Raw genomic sequence first — 16265 nt, 5'->3', positions numbered from 1 at the left:
GTGGCTACCGTCCCGTCCCCGCGTAGACGACGGCCTCGGTGTCGCCGCCGAGGTCGAAGGCCTCGTGGATGGCGCGTACGGCGGCGTCCAGGTCGGTGTCGCGGCAGACCACGGAGACCCGGATCTCCGAGGTGGAGATCATCTCGATGTTCACCCCGGCCGCGCCGAGGGCGGCGAAGAAGCCGGCCGCGACGCCGGGGTGCGAGCGCATGCCGGCCCCGATCAGCGAGACCTTGCCGACGTGGTCGTCGTAGAGCAGGCCCTTGAACTTGACCGACTCCTGGATCTTGCTCAGGGCGGCCATGGCCGTCGGGCCGTCGGCCTTGGGCAGCGTGAAGGAGATGTCCGTGCGGCCCGTGCCCTCGGTGGAGACGTTCTGCACGATCATGTCGAGGTTGATCTCGGCGCCGGCCACGGTGTCGAAGATCCGCGCGGCGGCGCCCGGCTCGTCGGGCACCCCCACGATCGTGATCTTGGCTTCGCTGCGGTCGTGCGCTACCCCGGTGATCAGTGCCTGCTCCACGGGAAGGTCCTCCATCGATCCGGTGACCATCGTGCCGGTGTTGGTCGAGTATGACGAACGGACGTGGATCGGCAACCCCGCCCGGCGGGCGTACTCCACGCTGCGCAGGTGCAGGATCTTGGCGCCGCAGGCGGCCAGCTCCAGCATCTCCTCGTAGGTGATCTGGGTGATGTGCCGCGCGTTCGGCACGATCCGCGGGTCGGCGGTGAAGACGCCGTCCACGTCGGTGTAGATCTCGCAGACGTCCGCGTGCAGCGCGGCGGCGAGCGCCACGGCGGTGGTGTCGGAACCGCCCCGGCCCAGCGTCGTGACGTCCTTGGTGTCCTGCGAGACGCCCTGGAAGCCGGCGACGATGACCACCGCGCCCTCGTCGAGCGCGCCCTTGAGCCGCCCCGGCGTGACGTCGATGATCCGCGCCCGGCCGTGCACCGACGTGGTGATCACGCCCGCCTGCGAGCCGGTGAACGAGCGGGCCTCGTACCCCAGGTTGTGGATGGCCATGGCGAGCAGCGCCATGGAGATCCGCTCCCCGGCGGTGAGCAGCATGTCCAGCTCGCGGCCCGGCGGCAACGGGCTGACCTGGTTGGCCAGGTCGAGCAGCTCGTCGGTCGTGTCCCCCATGGCGGAGACCACCACGACGACGTCGTCACCGGCCTTGCGGGCGGCCACGATGCGCTCGGCCACCCGCTTGATCCGCTCCGCGTTGGCGACGGAGGACCCGCCGTACTTCTGCACCACGAGTGCCACGACGGTGCACTCCCTCCCAGCGACGACCCTGAGCGTGCCGACGCCGCCGGATCAGGGCCGGCGGCGCGTGTCAGACGCACCCAGGGTATCGGTCGGGCAACTCGGCCGGGTCAGGTGATCCCACGATCCGGCCCGGCAGCCCGGGGCGGGGTGGTGCGCGACACGCCGGGGCGCCGCGCGTGGCAGGGGCCCCACGCGTCGTTTCCGGGCCGCAGAATGGCCCCGTGCACGCCCATCTCCGCCCGGCCGGCCCTCCCGCGAAGCCCGCGCGCCCGCCGGTGCGCCCGGCTCGACGCCTGGCCGGTCCGCTCGCGCTCGCCCTGCCCGCGCTCCTCGTCGCCTGCACCGCCGACGAACCGGCCACCCGGCCCACGCCCACCTCGACACCGGTGCCGGCGGGGGTGGACGCGGCGCGCGACGAGCTGGCGGCGCTGGCGGCCGCCGCGCAGGATCGGCACCTCGTCGCCAGCTACACGCTGCGCGCCCCGGAGTCCCCGGACCGGACGATCCTGGTGACCAGCGCGAACGACGGGAGCTGGCGGGTCGACGTGCCGGGCGGCGCGCTCGGCGGGACCGCCGACGTCTCGTTCGCCGCCACCGCCGACGGGCTGTTCCAGTGCGCCCTGCCGTCCGCCGCCCGGCCCGAGCCGGCGACCTGCGTACGCCTCGGCGACCGGGACGAGGCCGTGCCCCGCCGGCTCGACCCCCGGGTGCAGCACCCGTTCACCGACTGGCTGGACGTGCTGACCGACCGCCGGGCCCCGCTCGCCGTCTCCCCCGCCGAGCCGCCGCCCGGCGCGTCCGGCGCCTGCTACTCGGTGGAGACCACCTCGGCGTCGATCAACGCGCCGCTGGACGTGGGGATCTACTGCTACGACGCCGACGGCACGCCCACGGCGGTGCGCACCACGTCCGGCACGCTGATCCTCGCCGGGACACCCGCGCCCGCCCCGGCCACCGTGCAGCTGGCCGGGCCGGTGGTCGACGCCGAGCCGCTCGGCACGGCGGCTCCTGATCCGACTGCGGAGGCGACCACGAGCCCGAGCACGGGAACGCCGTGACCGTCCGTGACGTTACGGGTGCCGTTCGCCACATTCGGACATCCCACCTTTAACCGCTGAATCGCCCTTACGGGACACTTGGCCCATGGCCGACCTCACCCCGCTGCTCGCGTTCCGCTGGAGCCCCCGGTCCTTCGACCCGGTGGCGGAGCTGTCCCGCGAGGACGCGTCCGCGCTGCTGGAGGCGGCCCGCTGGGCGCCCTCGGCCGGCAACGCCCAGCCGTGGCGGTTCGCGCTCGGGCACCGCGACGACGAGACGTTCAAGCGGATCCTGGTCAACCTGCCGGAGGCTGATCAGCGGTGGGCGCAGCGCGCCGCCGCCCTGCTGCTCGGCGCGCACCGGACCGGATCGGCCGGGCACGCGTACGACCTGGGCCAGGCCGTCGCCCACCTCACCGTGCAGGCCACCGCGCTCGGCCTGCACGTACGCCAACTGCACGACCTCGACCACGCCGGTCTGGCCGCCGACCTCGACCTGCCGGCGGGCGTACGACCGCACGTGGTGGCGGCCGTCGGGCAGCTCGGCGACCCGCTCAGCCTCCCGGCGGACCTGCTGCGCTCCGAGACCGGCCTGCGCCGCCGGCTCCCCCTGGCCGAACTCCTGCTGACCAGCCAGGCTGCGAAGTGCGTCTCATAGTCCGGACCCGCCTTCCCGCACCCCGGCCCGCCACGTAGGGTTACCTGGTCATGTGGCGGGCGTACCTTCTCCTTGGTCGCCGCGACGAGGCCTGAAGGCCGGCACCTCGTCGCGGAGTCGAACCGCGCCGTCCAGCACATCCGAAACTTCCCATCGGCAACCGCCCGGGCACCGTCGCCCGGCACCTGGCCGACACCTTCCGATTGCTGACGCCACATGTTCCAGGGAGCACTCCGTCATGGCTCAACCCATCGCCGACGCTGAGACCGACCCGATCGCCCGGCAGCGCCCCAGCCGGATGCCGTACCACCGCTACCAGCCGTACCACCAGCAGTTCCGGCTCGACCTGCCCGACCGCACCTGGCCGACCCGGCACGTCGAGGCCGCGCCGCGCTGGTGCGCGGTGGACCTGCGTGACGGCAACCAGGCGCTGATCGACCCGATGTCGCCGGAGCGCAAGCGCCGGATGTTCCAGCTGCTCGTGCAGATGGGCTACAAGGAGATCGAGGTCGGCTTCCCCTCGGCCAGCCAGACGGACTACGACTTCGTACGCCAGCTCATCGAGCAGGACCTGATCCCGGAGGACGTCACGATCCAGGTGCTCACCCAGTGCCGGGAGCACCTGATCGACCGCACCTTCGAGTCGCTGCGCGGCGCGCGGCGGGCGATCGTGCACTTCTACAACTCGACCTCCACGCTCCAGCGGCGGGTGGTCTTCGGGCTGGACCGCGACGGCATCGCCGACATCGCCACCCAGGGCGCGCGGCTCTGCCGCAAGTACGCGGAGATCCACACCCCGGACACGGACATCCACTACGAGTACTCGCCCGAGTCCTACACGGGCACGGAGCTGGAGTACGCGCTGGAGGTCTGCACCAAGGTCATCGAGGTCATCGACCCGACCCCGGACCGCAAGCTGATCGTCAACCTGCCGGCCACCGTCGAGATGGCCATGCCGAACGTCTACGCCGACTCGATCGAGTGGATGCACCGGCACCTGCCCCGCCGGGACAGCCTGGTGTTGAGCCTGCACCCGCACAACGACCGGGGCACGGGCGTCGCCGCCGCCGAGCTGGGGCTGCTGGCCGGCGCGGACCGGGTCGAGGGCTGCCTGTTCGGCAACGGCGAGCGCACCGGCAACGTCGACCTGGTGACGCTGGGGCTGAACCTCTTCTCCCAGGGCGTCGACCCGATGATCGACTTCTCGAACATCGACGAGGTGCGGCGCGCCGTCGAGTACTGCAACCAGCTGCCGGTGCACGAGCGCCACCCGTACGCGGGCGACCTCGTCTACACCGCCTTCTCCGGCTCCCACCAGGACGCGATCAAGAAGGGCTTCGACGCGCTCGCCAAGGACGCGGCGGCGGCCGGGGTGCCGATCGACCAGCACACCTGGGCGGTGCCCTACCTGCCGGTCGACCCGAAGGACCTGGGCCGCACCTACGAGGCGGTCATCCGGGTCAACTCGCAGTCCGGCAAGGGCGGCGTCGCGTACATCATGAAGAGCGAGCACCAGCTCGACCTGCCGCGCCGGCTCCAGATCGAGTTCTCCGGCGTGGTGCAGCAGGTCACCGACCACGACGGCGGCGAGGTCGACCCGGGCACCATGTGGGAGATCTTCGCCACCCACTACCTGATCGACCACCAGGTCGACCCGGCGCTCGCCCTGGACGGCTACGCCATCGGCACCGCCGAGGGCAAGGTCGAGATCGAGGCCCGCGTCGGCCTGGGCGCGGAGCCCCGCTCGCTGACCGCCGTCGGCAACGGCCCGATCGACGCGTACGTCAACGCGCTCCAGTCGGTGGGCGTGGCGGTACGGGTGCTCGACTACCACGAGCACGCGCTCTCCTCCGGCGGGGACGCGCAGGCCGCCGCCTATGTGGAGTGCGAGGTCGACGGCCGTACGGTCTGGGGCGTCGGCACCGACGCGAACATCGTCACCGCCTCCGTGAAGGCCGTGACGAGCGCCGTCAACCGCGCCCGCGCCTGACGCGGCGAGGAAGGGCATCCGGTTGCGGCAGGGTGCCCTTCCTACCGCTTCGGTGGGCGGTGGATGAGCAGGGCCGCCATCGCCGCCCCGGCCAGCAGCAGGCCGGCGCACCAGAGCATCGCGCCCCGGTACGCGCTGGTCAACGCGGCCGGCTGCGCGTAGCCGGAGCCGGAGAGCCCGACCAGCAGCGGGAGCGCGGCCACCGCCAGCAGGCCGCCCGCCCGGGACGCCGCGTTGTTGAAGCCGCTCGCCACGCCCGCGAACCGGTCGTCGACCGCGGCCAGCACGGAGGCGGTCAGCGGCGCCACCACCAGCGTCAGCCCGATCCCGAAGAGCACCACCCCGGGCAGCACGTCCCGCCAGTACGACGCGCCGGGGCCGACGCCGCGCAGCAGCACCAGCCCCGCGGCGGCGACCACCGGCCCGACGGTCAGCGGCAGCCGCGGCCCGATCCGCGCCGACAGCGCGCCCGCCCGCGCCGAGCCGACCAGCAGCAGCACCGTCATCGGCAGCAGCGCGACCCCGGTGAGCAGCGCCGACCAGCCGACCACGTTCTGCAGGTAGACGGCGAGGAAGAACGTGAAGCCGCCGAGCGCCGCGTAGACGAGCACGGTGAAGACGTTCAGCACCGAGAAGAGCCGGCTGCCGAACAGGCCGGTGGGCAGCATCGCGCCGTCCCCCCGGCGCCGCTCGACCAGCACGAAGGCAACCGCGCCGAACACGCCCGCCAGCACGGCGACGAGCACCGGCACCGAGTCGAGGCCCCGGACGGGGGCGTCGATCAGCGCGTACGTGACGCCGGCCAGGGCAAGCGCGCCGAGCAGCGCGCCGGCCACGTCGAACCGGCGGCGGTGACGTCCCGGCCCCCCGGTGCGGGACGCGGCCTCGTCCCGGCTCTCCGGCACCCAGCGCAGCGCCGCCAGCACCACGAGCACGGCCAGCGGCAGGTTGAGGAAGAAGATCCACCGCCAGGAGAGCGCGTCGACCAGCCAGCCGCCGAGGAAGGGGCCGAGCGCGGTGGAGACGCCGGAGAGCCCCGACCAGGCGCCGATGGCGCGACCCCGGTCGTCCGGGTGGAAGCTGGCCTGGAGCACCGACAGCGAGCCGGGGGTGAGCAGCGCGCCCCCGGCGCCCTGGAGGAACCGGGCCGCGATCAGCCACTCGGTGCCCTGGGCCAGGCCGCAGAGCAGCGACGCTAGCGTGAACCAGACCACCCCGAGCAGGAAGACCCGCCGCCGCCCGAAGCGGTCGCCGAGCGCGCCGCCGAGCAGGACGAAGGCGGCCAGCATCAGCAGGTACCCGTTGACCGTCCACTGGAGACCGGCGACGGTGGCGTCCAGGTCCGCACCGAGGCGGGGCAGCGCCACGTTGACCACGGTGGTGTCGAGGAAGACCATGCCGGAGGCGAGGACGGCGGCGAGCAGGGTGCCCCGCCCGTGCGCGGTGCCCAGCCGGAGCGCGGGCGTGGTTTCGGTCATGGCGTCCAATCTGCCCCGCACGATATGAGAGACGCCACGAATCGCCGAAACCCGGCCCGGGTACTGTGCGGGATCGCCGGGAGCCCGCAAGCTGGAGAGGTGTCGTCTGTGCGTACCAGATCAGGACCGCGCGCCGCAGTGACGGCCGCGCTCGCCGCGGCGCTGGCGCTCGGCGCGGCCGGTTGTGTCGCCGTCGACGAGCCGGACGTCGCGCCGAGCAGCGGTGGTAGCGGCGGCAACGCCGCGCAGAAGCTGACCCAACTCACCGTGGCCACCGCCGGGTCGATGAAGGGCTACAGCCGCAGCCGCTTCCCGCACTGGCGGGACACCGGCAAGAACTGCGATGTACGCGACAGCGTGCTGAAACGCGACGGGGAGGACATCAAGCTCTCCGGCTGCAACGTGGTCGGCGGCCGCTGGGAGAGCGTCTACGACGACCGCGCGTTCACCGACCCGTCCGACGTGGACATCGACCACACCGTGCCGCTGGCGAACGCGTGGCGCTCGGGCGCCGACGAGTGGGACGACGCGAAGCGTGGCGAGTTCGCCAACGACCTGGACCGGCCGCAGCTCATCGCGGTTTCCGCGTCCTCCAACCGGGCAAAGGGTGACCAGGACCCGTCCCAGTGGAAGCCGGCGAACCGGTCGTTCTGGTGCCAGTACGCCGACAACTGGGTGACGGTCAAGCACCACTGGCGGCTGACGGTGACCAGTGCCGAGAAGGCCGCCCTGACCGACATGCTGGAGGGCTGCACATGGGCGAGCAAGCCGTGACCGGAGCCGGGGCGACCCCCGCCCCGGAGCAGACGCCGGACGCCACCGGGGAGGACGCGGCGGCGGCCACCGGCAGCGCGCCGCCCGGGCCGACCACGGCCGGCATGACGGCGGACGGCGCGGCCGGCACGACCACCGGCGTGCCGGGGGCTGGGATGGCCGCCGACGCCGAGGGCACGTCGACCGCGGCGCGGGAGCGTACGGCCGACGTGGTGCCCGGCCCGGGCGGGGTGATGACCGACGAGGTCGGGGTGGTCACCGGCGAGCTGACCCTGCGCACCGCGTACGCCGACGGCCAGGTGACGCTGACGGTGCAGTACCGGGACGCCGACGAGTGGTACAGGGTCACCGGCGGCACGGTCGCGCTGGCCGACCCGGCCGGGCTGGACGCGGTGCACGGGATCGCGGTCGCGCTCCTGCACCGCCCGGAGGGCTGACCCGCCGACCGCCCGGACGCGGCCCCCTCGACGAGGACCGCGTCCGCGACGCGGATCAGACGTACGAGCCGGGCTCGTTGGGGGCGGAGACGGTGTGCGGCTCCTCGCCCTCGCCGAGCGGGCGGGTGAGCTGCACGCTGACCTTGTGCGGGCGCAGCTCCCCGCTGGCGATCCGCTCGGCGAAGTGGCAGGCGACCCGGCTGCCGCCGACATCCCGCAGCGCGGGCCGCTCGTCCGCGCAGCGGGTCGGCTGCGCCCACGGGCAGCGGGTGTGGAACCGGCAGCCCGCCGGCGGGTTGGCCGGCGAGGGCAGGTCGCCGGCGAGCAGGATGCGCTCTCGGCGGTCCTCCACGTCCGGGTCCGGCACCGGCACCGCCGACATCAGCGCCCGCGTGTACGGGTGCATCGGCTCCGTGTAGAGCCGGTCGCTCGGCGCCTCCTCGACCAGCGCGCCCAGGTACATCACGCCGACGGTGTCGGAGATGTGCCGGACCACCGCGAGGTCGTGCGCGATCACCAGGTAGGTCAGGCCGAGGGTGTCCTGGAGGTCGTCGAGGAGGTTCACCACCTGGGCCTGGATCGACACGTCGAGCGCGGAGACCGGCTCGTCGGCGACGATCAGGTCGGGACCGAGCACCAGCGCGCGGGCGATGCCGATGCGCTGCCGCTGGCCGCCGGAGAACTCGTGCGGATAGCGGGAGAGCGCCCAGCGGGGCAGGCCGACCTTGTCCAGGGTCTCGCCGATGACCCGGCGCCGCTCGTCCCGGTTGCCGCCGATGCCGTGGGCCTGAAGGCCCTCGGTGAGGATCGACTCGACGTTCTGCCGGGGGTCCAGGCTCGACATCGGGTCCTGGAAGATCATCTGCATCCGGCGGCGCATCGACCGCAGCTTGCCCGCCGGCAGCTTCGTCAGCTCGACACCGTCGAACCGGACCTCGCCGCTGGTGGGCGGGGTGAGCTGGAGCAGCGCCCGCCCCAGCGTCGACTTGCCGCAGCCGGACTCGCCGACCAGGCCGTACGTCTTGCCGCGCGGGATGCTGAGGTCGACGCCGTCGACGGCCTTCACGTGGCCGATCGTCCGGTCGAAGATCACCCCCGTGCGGATCGGGAAGTGCACCTTCAGGTCGCGGACCTCGACGAGGAATTCGCTCTCGGTCACGGCTTCTCCTCCTCGCGCGGGGCGGGCACCTGGCCCGCGGTCGCCTCCGCCGCCGGGGCGGTGGCGGCCGGTGCCTCCGCCGGCGCGGTGCTGGTGGCGGCCGGCGCCGCCGCAGGCGCAGTGCTGCTGCTGGCGGCCGGCCGGGGCACGGTGCCGGGCACCGGCGCCGGGTTGACGCAACGGTAGCTGCGCCCGTCGTGGGCGTGCACCAGCGCGGGCGGCTCCCCCACGCACTCGTCGACCCGCCGCGTGCAGCGCGGCGCGAAGGCGCAGCCGTCCGTCCAGGGCAGCAGGTCGCGGACCGAGCCCGGGATCGGGTTCAGCCGCTCGCCGCGCCCGGCGTCCAGGCGCGGCACCGAGCCGAGCAGCCCCACGGTGTACGGGTGGCGGGGCTCGCGGAACAGCGGGCGACGGCGGGCCGTCTCCACCACCCGGCCGCCGTAGAGCACGTTGATGGAGTCGCACAGGCCGGCGACCACACCCAGGTCGTGCGTGATCATCACCAGGGCGGTACCGGAGTCCCGGACCAGCTCCTTGAGCAGTTCCAGGATCTGCGCCTGGATGGTCACGTCCAGCGCCGTGGTCGGCTCGTCGGCGATCAGCAGCCGGGGCTGGCAGGCCACCGCCATCGCGATCAGGGCGCGCTGGCGCATGCCGCCGGAGAGCTGGTGCGGGTACTCCTTCAGCCGCCGCTTCGGGTCGGGGATGCCGACCCGGTCGAGCAGCGCCGCCGCCTCCTTCTCCGCCGCCGCGCCCTTCATCCCCCGGTGCCGGGTGAGCACCTCGGTGACCTGCAACCCGATCGGGATCACCGGGTTCAGCGACGAGAGCGGGTCCTGGAAGATCATCGCGACGTCGCGGCCCCGGATGTCCCGGCGGGACCGGTCGTCGAGCTGGAGCAGGTCCGTGCCGTCGAAGACGGCCTTGCCGCCGACGCGCAGGCCCGGCTGCTTGGGCAGCAGACCCATGATCGCCAGCGAGGTGACGCTCTTGCCGCAGCCGGACTCGCCGACCAGGCCGACCACCTCGCCCGCGTCGACGGAGAAGGAGACCCCGTCGACGGCGTGCACGGCGCGCTGACCGCGCCGGGCGAAGGTGACGGAGAGATCTTCGACATCAAGCAGAGCCATGTCGGGCCCGCCTTTCGTTCGCGACTGCGGGGCTCGTCAGCGCACTCCTCGCGCTCACCGTGCTGGCCTTTTCGTTCGCGACTGCGGGGCTCGCAAGCTCACTCCTCGCGCTCACCGTGCTGGCCTTTCGTTCGCGACTGCGGGGCTCGCAAGCTCACTCCTCGCGCTCACCGGCCCTACTTCCGCAGCTTCGGGTCGAGTGCCTCGCGCATCGCCTCGCCGAGCAGGGTGAAGCCCAGCGCGGTGACGATGATGGCGAGGGCGGGCAGGATCGCCAGCCGGGGCGCGGAGTCGAGGTACTGCTGCGCGTCGGCGAGCATCACACCCCACTCGGGGATGGAGGCGTCGTTGTTGCCGAGCCCGAGGAAGGAGAGCGCTGCGGCCTCGATGATCGCGGTGGCCAGGGTGAGGGTGGCCTGCACGATGACCGGGGCGAGCGAGTTCGGCACCACGTGGGTCAGCGCGATCTTCGGCTTCTTCACGCCCAGCGAGACGGCGGCCAGGACGTAGTCGCTGTTGGCCTGGGAGATCATCGAGCCGCGCAGCAGCCGGGCGAAGACCGGCACCGACACCACGCCGACCGCGATCATGACCGTGGTCAGACCGGCGCCGAGCAGGGCGGCGATGCTGATCGCCAGCAGCAGGCTCGGCATGGCCAGCAGCATGTCGACGAAACGCATCAGCACGTTGTCGACCGCCCGGCCCCACCGGCCGCCGAGGCCGGCGGCGGCGCCGGCGACCCCGCCGATCAGCGAGCCGACCGCGAGGCCGATCAGGGTGGAGACCACGCCGACCAGCAGGGTCTGCCGGGCACCGACGATCATGCGGCTGAACTCGTCGCGACCGATGTGGTCGACGCCGAACCAGTTCTCGCCCCGGAAGCCGGGGAAGTCGCCGAGGCGGATCTCGCTCTTCCAGAGCTGGGCGTCGGGCGCGTACGGGACGAAGAACGGCCCGAGGATGGCGACCAGCAGGAACAGGCTCAGGATCACCGCCCCGACGATCGCCGCCGGGTTGCGCCGCAGCCGGCGGAACGCCTCCTTCCAGAGGCTGACGCCGCGCTCGTCCTCCCGGGCCGCCAACTCGGCGAGCCGGTCGATCTTTTCCTTCTTGGTGCCGCCGGTGATCGTCATCGGACCCTCACCCTCGGGTCGATCAGGCTGTAGGAGAGGTCGACCAGGAGGTTCACCAGCACGTACACCACCGCGATGATCAGGATGAAGCCCATCAGCACGGGATAGTCACGTTGGCTGATCGCCTCGTAGATGAAGGCTCCGATGCCGCTGAAGGCGAAGACGGTCTCGGTCAGCACCGCACCGGAGAGCAGGCCGCCGGTGAGCAGGCCGATCGAGGTGACCACCGGCAGCATGGAGTTGCGCAGCACGTGCCGGCGCCGGACCGTGCTCTCGGTCAGGCCCTTCGCCTCGGCGGTGCGTACGAAGTCCTCGTTGAGCACCTCCAGCACGCTGGCGCGGGTGATCCGGACGATGATCGCCAGCGGGATGCTGGCCAGCGCGACGGCCGGCAGCACCAGGTGCCAGAGCGCGTCGGCGGCGGCGTCCCACTCCCGGGTCATGATCCCGTCGAGGACGAAGAAGTTGGTGACCCGCGTCGCCCCGAGCGTCGGGTCCTGCCGGCCGCTCGCCGGGAACCAGCCGAGGTTCTCCGCGAAGATCGCCTTGAGCACGTACGCGAGGAAGAAGACGGGGATGCAGATGCCGATCAGGGAGCCGCCGACCGAGAGGTGGTCCAGCATCCGGCCGCGGCGTCGGGCCGCCAGGTAGCCCAGCGGGATGCCGACGCCGACCGCGATCAGCATCGCCGTGACGGAGAGCTCCACCGTGCCGGGGAAGCGCTCGACGAACTCGGTGACCACCGTCCGCTTGGTGGAGGTCGACGTGCCCAGGTCGAGGCGGATCAGCCGCCGCACGAACCGGCCGTACTGCACCAGGATCGGCTCGTCGAGGCCCATGTTGCGCCGGATCGCGGCGCGCATCTCGGGCGTCCCGCGCTCACCGAGGATGGCGGTCTCGGGACCGCCGGGCAGTCGGCGGAGCCAGATGAACAGCAGGAGGGAGAGCCCGAACAGCGTGGGTATCAGCTGAAGCAGGCGTCTGACGATGAACCGGAACACGGCGGCCTCGAAAGGGGTACGGAGGGTCGTGGGCGGGCGCTGCCGAAACAGCGCCCGCCCACGACTCGGAGCGTCAGATCAGGACTTGAACTCGGCGGTGGAGAACCGCTCGTCGGTGAGCGGGCTCGCCTTGACCCCGGTCACGTCCTTGCCGAACACGATCGCCGGCGGCGAGTGCGACACCGGGACACCGGGCAGGAAGTCCATGATGGCCTTGTTCAGGGCCTTGTACTTCTCGGTCCGGGCCGCCACGTCGGCGGTGCTGTCCGCGTCCTTGAACTGGTCGAACAGGGCCTTGTTGGTGAAGCCCCACTCGGCCTTCGTCCGGTCGAACATGGTGCCGATGAAGTTGTAGCCGTCGCCGTAGTCACCGGTCCAGCCGAGGAAGTGCAGGTCGTGCTTGTTGCCCGAGGTGGTGGCGTTCAGGTAGTCCGGGCTCCACTTGAGCGGGATGGCCTGGACGTTGATGCCGACCGCCTTGAGGTCCGCCGAGAGCAGCTCGAAGATGTCCTTCGGGTTCGGCATGTACGGCCGGGTGACCTCGGTCGGGTAGTGGAACCGCAGGGTCAGGTTCGTCGCGCCGGCCTCGGCCAGCAGCGCCTTCGCCTTCGCCGGGTCGTAGTTGTACTTGGTGACGTCGCCGTTCCAACCCTCGACGGTGTCCGGCATGAAGTTGTCGGCGACCTTGGCGCCCGGGGGCAGCTTCGAGTCGACGAGAGCCTGCCGGTTCAGCGCGTGCGCGATGGCCTGGCGGACCTTCACGTCGGCGAGCTTCGGGTTCCCCTTCTGGTTCATGGCCAGGTAGAGGATGTTGAACGCCGGGCGGGTCAGGACGTTGAAGCCCTCACCCTTCAGCGGCTCGACGTCGGCCGGGCCGACCAGGTCGTAGCCCTGGATGTCGCCGGAGCGCAGCGCCTGCTTGCGCGCGTTCTCGTCCGAGATCGTCTTGTAGATGAGGGTCTTCAGCTTCGCCTTGGTGCCGGCGTAGTCCTCGTTGCGCTCGATGGTGAGCGTCTTGTTGGCGACGTCCCAGGACTTGAACTTGAACGGGCCGGTGCCGGTCGGGTGCGCCGTGGCGTAGGCCGGGTACTTGATGTCCTCGGCGGTGCCGCCCACGTTGCTGGCGTCGTACTTCTCCAGCGCGGTCGGGCTGTGCATCGAGAACGAGGGCAGCATCAGCGCGGCCGGGATCTTGCTGGAGACCCGGGTGAAGGCCAGGTCGACGGTCGTGGCGTCCTTGGCGGTGCAGGACTTGAAGAGGCTCGGCGGCAGGTCCGCGCTCTCGTTCTTGGCGAAGCCGCCCATGACGTCCTGCCAGTACGGGGTCACGTCCGGGCTCTGCATGAGGCCCTTGGCGTTGTACCAGCGGTCGAAGTTCTTGCAGACCGCCTCGGCGTTGAATTCGGTGCCGTCGTGGAACTTCACGCCGGAGCGCAGCTTGAAGGTCCACGTGGTGCCGGCGGCGTCCGGGGTCCAGGTCTCGGCCAGACCGGGGGTGACCTTGGTGCCACCCTCCTCCGGACGGACCAGCGTCTCGAAGACCTGACGCGCCACGCGCAGCGACTCACCGTCGCTGGCGAAGCTCGGGTCGAGCACCTTCGGATCTCCGGCTACGCCGAAGACGAGGGTGTCCTTCTTGCTACCGCCGGAACTGTCATCGCGGTTGCTCTCGGCGCAGCCTGCTACCGCGAGGGCCGCGACCGCGACGGCCGCGAGGGCGACCTTCGGCCTGGATGCACGCATGGGTGCTTCACCTCGTCCTTGGGGTTACGGACAATCGTGGTGACAGGGGTCACCGATCGCCGTGACCTTAGCCGTCGTTCGGACCGGCGGGAAACCATCGCGGAACCGGTTGGTACCGGATCGTGTCTTAACCGATGCGCACCGCCTCAGCGGCCGTTCCGGACCGTCGACAAAGGGGCGCTATGTCCGGGTTGGCCGATGCCGATTTGTTACATCGATCGTCGCCTGCTTCACTCCGATGTCAGACCCCACAGTGGATCCGACAGTGCCCGTACGGCGATGGCCGGCACCCGAATCGGGTGCCGACCATCGCGGAAACGTCAGACGGCGCGACGGCCCTCGAAGGCGCGGCCGAGCGTGATCTCGTCGGCGTACTCCAGGTCGCCGCCGACCGGCAGGCCGCTCGCCAACCGGGTCACCGAGATGCCCATCGGCTTGACCATCAACGCCAGGTACGTCGCGGTCGCCTCGCCCTCGGTGTTCGGGTCCGTGGCCAGGATCAGCTCCCGCACGGTGCCGTCGCTGAGCCGGGTCATCAGCTCGCGGATGCGCAGATTGTCCGGCCCGATCCCCTCCAGCGGATTGATCGCCCCGCCGAGCACGTGGTAGCGGCCCCGGAACTCGCCGGTCCGCTCGATCGCGACCACGTCCTTCGGCTCCTCGACCACGCAGAGCACCTCGTCCGTGCGGCGCGGATCGCGGCAGATCCGGCACCGGTCGGACTCGGCCACGTTGTAGCAACTGGTGCAGAACCGCACCAGCTCCTTGACCTTGCGCAACGCCCCGGCCAGCCGGTTGACGTCGGCCGGGTCGGCGGACAGGACGTGGAAGGCGATCCGCTGGGCGCTCTTCGGGCCCACGCCCGGCAGCCGCCCCAACTCGTCGATCAGGTCCTGGATGGCGCCCTCGTACATCTGCCGCTCAGAAACCGGGCAGGCCGAGGCCGCCCATGCCGCCGGTGACCGGGCCCATCTTCTGCTCGGTCAGCTCCCGCGCCGCCTCGGCGGCGTTGTGCATGGCCGCGACGACGAGGTCCTCCAGGGTCTCCACGTCCTCCGGGTCCACCGCCTTCGGGTCGATCCTGATCGACTTCAGCTCGCCGCTGCCGGCGACGGTCGCGGTGACCAGGCCCCCGCCGGCGGTGCCGGTCAGCTCCGCCTCGGCGAGCTCGGCCTGCGCCTTGGCGATCTGCTGCTGCATCTTCTGCGCCTGCTTCAGCATCTGCTGCATGTTCGGCTGTCCACCTGGGCGCACGGATGGCTCCTTCTCGCACTCGTCTGCTCGGCCGCCGCTCAGCCTATCGGCTGTGAGCAGCCTCGCCCCGCCCGGTGCTTCCCTCGCGCCGGGTCCGGGCGCAGGATCACGGGACCGACCGGACGGAGGTGGCGGATGTCCCGGGAACAGGCCGCGGCGGCCATGGAACGACAGGCCCGGGCCTGCGCCGACATGGATGCCGCCCTCTACGCCCACCTGCTGGCGCGCGCCGCCGGTGACGTGCGGGCCGGCGGCCCGTGCGCCACCGTCATCAAGGGGTACGAGGACAGCGACGCCGACGCCCTCGTGTCGATACGCCTGCTCGGCGGGGTGCACGCCCTGGTGCTCTCCGGCCGGGCGCCCGAGCTGGCCCGGTTCTACCCCAGCACGGGTGGGGCGTACCGGGCGGCGGACGCCCCCGCCTGCTGGGCCGCGTTCCGGGCGGTCGTCGAGGCCGAGCACGACATGCTGCGCGGCTGGCTGCGCCGGTCGCCCCAGACCAACGAGACCGGCCGGGCCAACCTGCTGCTGGCCGGCCTGCTGCACGCCGTCCACGAGGTGGGCGGGCTGCCGGTGCGCCTCGTCGAGCTGGGCGCGAGCGCCGGGCTGAACCTGCGCGCCGACCGGTTCCGCATCGAGGCCGCCGGCTTCGCCTGGGGACCGGCCGACTCCCCGGTACGCCTGCCGGAAGCCTGGCGGGGCGGGGCGCCCGACTGGCTGCGGGCGGCGGCCGAGGCGTACCCCGAGCTGACCGTGGTGGAGCGGCTCGGCTGCGACGTCAGCCCGCTCGACCCGGGCGACTCCGACGGCGCGCTCGCGCTGCGGGCGTACCTCTGGCCGGAGCACACCGCCCGCGCGGCCCGGCTGGCCGGCGCGCTGGAGCTGGCCGGGCGACTTCCGGCCCGGGTCGTCGCGGCGGGGGCGGCGGACTTCCTCGCCGGGATCACCCCGCGCCCCGGCACGCTGACCGTGGTGTGGCACTCGGTGATGCGCCAGTACGTCCCGGGCGAGGAGTGGGCGCGGGTCACCGCCGAGCTGGACCGGCTGGCCGCCGCCGGCGGCACCGACGCGCCGGTCGCCCACCTGTCCTTCGAGCCGCACCCGCGGGAGGCCCGCAACGACTTCCAGCTCCGCGCCCGGCTCGGCACCGGCCCGGAACGCCTGCTGGCCGAGGCACACCCCCACGGCCTCCCCGCCT

The 16265-nt window shown here is 72.2% G+C and carries 15 protein-coding genes; 6 read left to right on the top strand and 9 right to left on the bottom strand.

Annotated features, from left to right (window positions below):
- Window positions 1–4: 4 nt before the first annotated feature.
- Window positions 5–1270: an aspartate kinase gene (locus F6X68_RS07525; protein ID WP_121401692.1), complete on the bottom strand. Its 1266-nt coding sequence runs from the start codon at window positions 1268–1270 to the stop codon at window positions 5–7.
- Window positions 1271–1494: 224 nt separating this feature from the next.
- On the opposite strand from F6X68_RS07525, the gene F6X68_RS07520 reads away from it, so the two are divergent.
- The 3 genes from F6X68_RS07520 (at window position 1495) to leuA (ending at window position 4958) form a co-directional block, all read left to right on the top strand.
- Window positions 1495–2331: a hypothetical protein gene (locus F6X68_RS07520; protein ID WP_225852045.1), complete on the top strand. Its 837-nt coding sequence runs from the start codon at window positions 1495–1497 to the stop codon at window positions 2329–2331.
- Between the two features lie 85 nt (window positions 2332–2416).
- A complete protein-coding gene (locus F6X68_RS07515) occupies window positions 2417–2968 on the top strand; it encodes a nitroreductase family protein (RefSeq protein WP_151453568.1) in 552 nt (183 codons plus the stop codon).
- Between the two features lie 238 nt (window positions 2969–3206).
- Entirely contained in the window at window positions 3207–4958 is a 1752-nt protein-coding gene (gene leuA, locus F6X68_RS07510) for a 2-isopropylmalate synthase (RefSeq protein WP_151453567.1), read from the top strand.
- A 41-nt stretch (window positions 4959–4999) separates the two neighbouring features.
- Here the strand turns inward: leuA and F6X68_RS07505 are convergent, their stop codons facing one another.
- The gene (locus F6X68_RS07505) at window positions 5000–6436 is read right to left on the bottom strand and encodes an MFS transporter (protein ID WP_151453566.1); all 1437 of its coding nucleotides are present in this window, start codon (window positions 6434–6436) and stop codon (window positions 5000–5002) included.
- A 108-nt stretch (window positions 6437–6544) separates the two neighbouring features.
- Between F6X68_RS07505 and F6X68_RS07500 the strand changes: the two genes are divergently transcribed.
- Both F6X68_RS07500 and F6X68_RS07495 read left to right on the top strand, forming a co-directional pair.
- Window positions 6545–7210, top strand: coding sequence for an HNH endonuclease family protein (locus F6X68_RS07500; RefSeq protein ID WP_151453565.1), 666 nt, complete (start codon window positions 6545–6547; stop codon window positions 7208–7210).
- Window positions 7192–7647 (top strand): hypothetical protein, encoded by a 456-nt coding sequence (locus F6X68_RS07495; RefSeq protein WP_151453564.1) that lies wholly within the window; start codon window positions 7192–7194, stop codon window positions 7645–7647. Before F6X68_RS07500 ends, F6X68_RS07495 begins: the two co-directional genes overlap by 19 nt.
- A 55-nt stretch (window positions 7648–7702) precedes the next feature.
- On the opposite strand, the gene F6X68_RS07490 is transcribed toward F6X68_RS07495, so the two are convergent.
- The 7 genes from F6X68_RS07490 to F6X68_RS07460 form a co-directional block, all read right to left on the bottom strand.
- Entirely contained in the window at window positions 7703–8806 is a 1104-nt protein-coding gene (locus tag F6X68_RS07490; protein ID WP_151453563.1) for an ABC transporter ATP-binding protein, read from the bottom strand.
- A complete protein-coding gene (locus tag F6X68_RS07485) occupies window positions 8803–9936 on the bottom strand; it encodes an ABC transporter ATP-binding protein (RefSeq protein WP_151453562.1) in 1134 nt (377 codons plus the stop codon). Before F6X68_RS07485 ends, F6X68_RS07490 begins: the two co-directional genes overlap by 4 nt.
- Before the next feature lie 176 nt (window positions 9937–10112).
- A complete protein-coding gene (locus tag F6X68_RS07480) occupies window positions 10113–11069 on the bottom strand; it encodes an ABC transporter permease (protein WP_151453561.1) in 957 nt (318 codons plus the stop codon).
- Window positions 11066–12070, bottom strand: a complete 1005-nt coding sequence (locus F6X68_RS07475; protein WP_132238455.1) for an ABC transporter permease — start codon at window positions 12068–12070, stop codon at window positions 11066–11068. The genes F6X68_RS07480 and F6X68_RS07475 overlap by 4 nt, the downstream gene beginning before the upstream one ends.
- A gap of 78 nt (window positions 12071–12148) precedes the next feature.
- The gene (locus F6X68_RS07470) at window positions 12149–13813 is read right to left on the bottom strand and encodes an ABC transporter substrate-binding protein (RefSeq protein WP_151453560.1); all 1665 of its coding nucleotides are present in this window, start codon (window positions 13811–13813) and stop codon (window positions 12149–12151) included.
- A gap of 320 nt (window positions 13814–14133) precedes the next feature.
- Window positions 14134–14727: a recombination mediator RecR gene (recR, locus tag F6X68_RS07465; RefSeq protein ID WP_151453559.1), complete on the bottom strand. Its 594-nt coding sequence runs from the start codon at window positions 14725–14727 to the stop codon at window positions 14134–14136.
- A gap of 7 nt (window positions 14728–14734) precedes the next feature.
- Window positions 14735–15043, bottom strand: coding sequence for a YbaB/EbfC family nucleoid-associated protein (locus F6X68_RS07460; RefSeq protein ID WP_225852050.1), 309 nt, complete (start codon window positions 15041–15043; stop codon window positions 14735–14737).
- Window positions 15044–15202: 159 nt separating this feature from the next.
- Here F6X68_RS07460 and F6X68_RS07455 point away from each other — a divergent pair.
- The coding region (locus tag F6X68_RS07455) for a DUF2332 domain-containing protein (RefSeq protein ID WP_151453558.1) at window positions 15203–16265 on the top strand (1063 nt) is incomplete at its 3' end.

This window comes from Micromonospora sp. AMSO12t, from assembly GCF_008806585.1.
GTDB lineage: Bacteria > Actinomycetota > Actinomycetes > Mycobacteriales > Micromonosporaceae > Micromonospora > Micromonospora reichwaldensis.
The sequence above is the reverse complement of the archived record's forward strand: the minus strand, read 5'-3'. Positions and strand labels throughout refer to the sequence as shown.

Coding starts and splice junctions, on each gene's coding strand:
- F6X68_RS07515 (WP_151453568.1), top strand. CDS start 2,417: ATGGCCGACCTCACCCCGCTGCTCGCGTTCCGCTGGAGCCCCCGGTCC.
- F6X68_RS07485 (WP_151453562.1), bottom strand. CDS start 9,936: ATGGCTCTGCTTGATGTCGAAGATCTCTCCGTCACCTTCGCCCGGCGC.
- F6X68_RS07495 (WP_151453564.1), top strand. CDS start 7,192: ATGGGCGAGCAAGCCGTGACCGGAGCCGGGGCGACCCCCGCCCCGGAG.
- F6X68_RS07505 (WP_151453566.1), bottom strand. CDS start 6,436: ATGACCGAAACCACGCCCGCGCTCCGGCTGGGCACCGCGCACGGGCGG.
- F6X68_RS07460 (WP_225852050.1), bottom strand. CDS start 15,043: ATGCAGCAGATGCTGAAGCAGGCGCAGAAGATGCAGCAGCAGATCGCC.
- recR (WP_151453559.1), bottom strand. CDS start 14,727: ATGTACGAGGGCGCCATCCAGGACCTGATCGACGAGTTGGGGCGGCTG.
- leuA (WP_151453567.1), top strand. CDS start 3,207: ATGGCTCAACCCATCGCCGACGCTGAGACCGACCCGATCGCCCGGCAG.
- F6X68_RS07470 (WP_151453560.1), bottom strand. CDS start 13,813: ATGCGTGCATCCAGGCCGAAGGTCGCCCTCGCGGCCGTCGCGGTCGCG.
- F6X68_RS07480 (WP_151453561.1), bottom strand. CDS start 11,069: ATGACGATCACCGGCGGCACCAAGAAGGAAAAGATCGACCGGCTCGCC.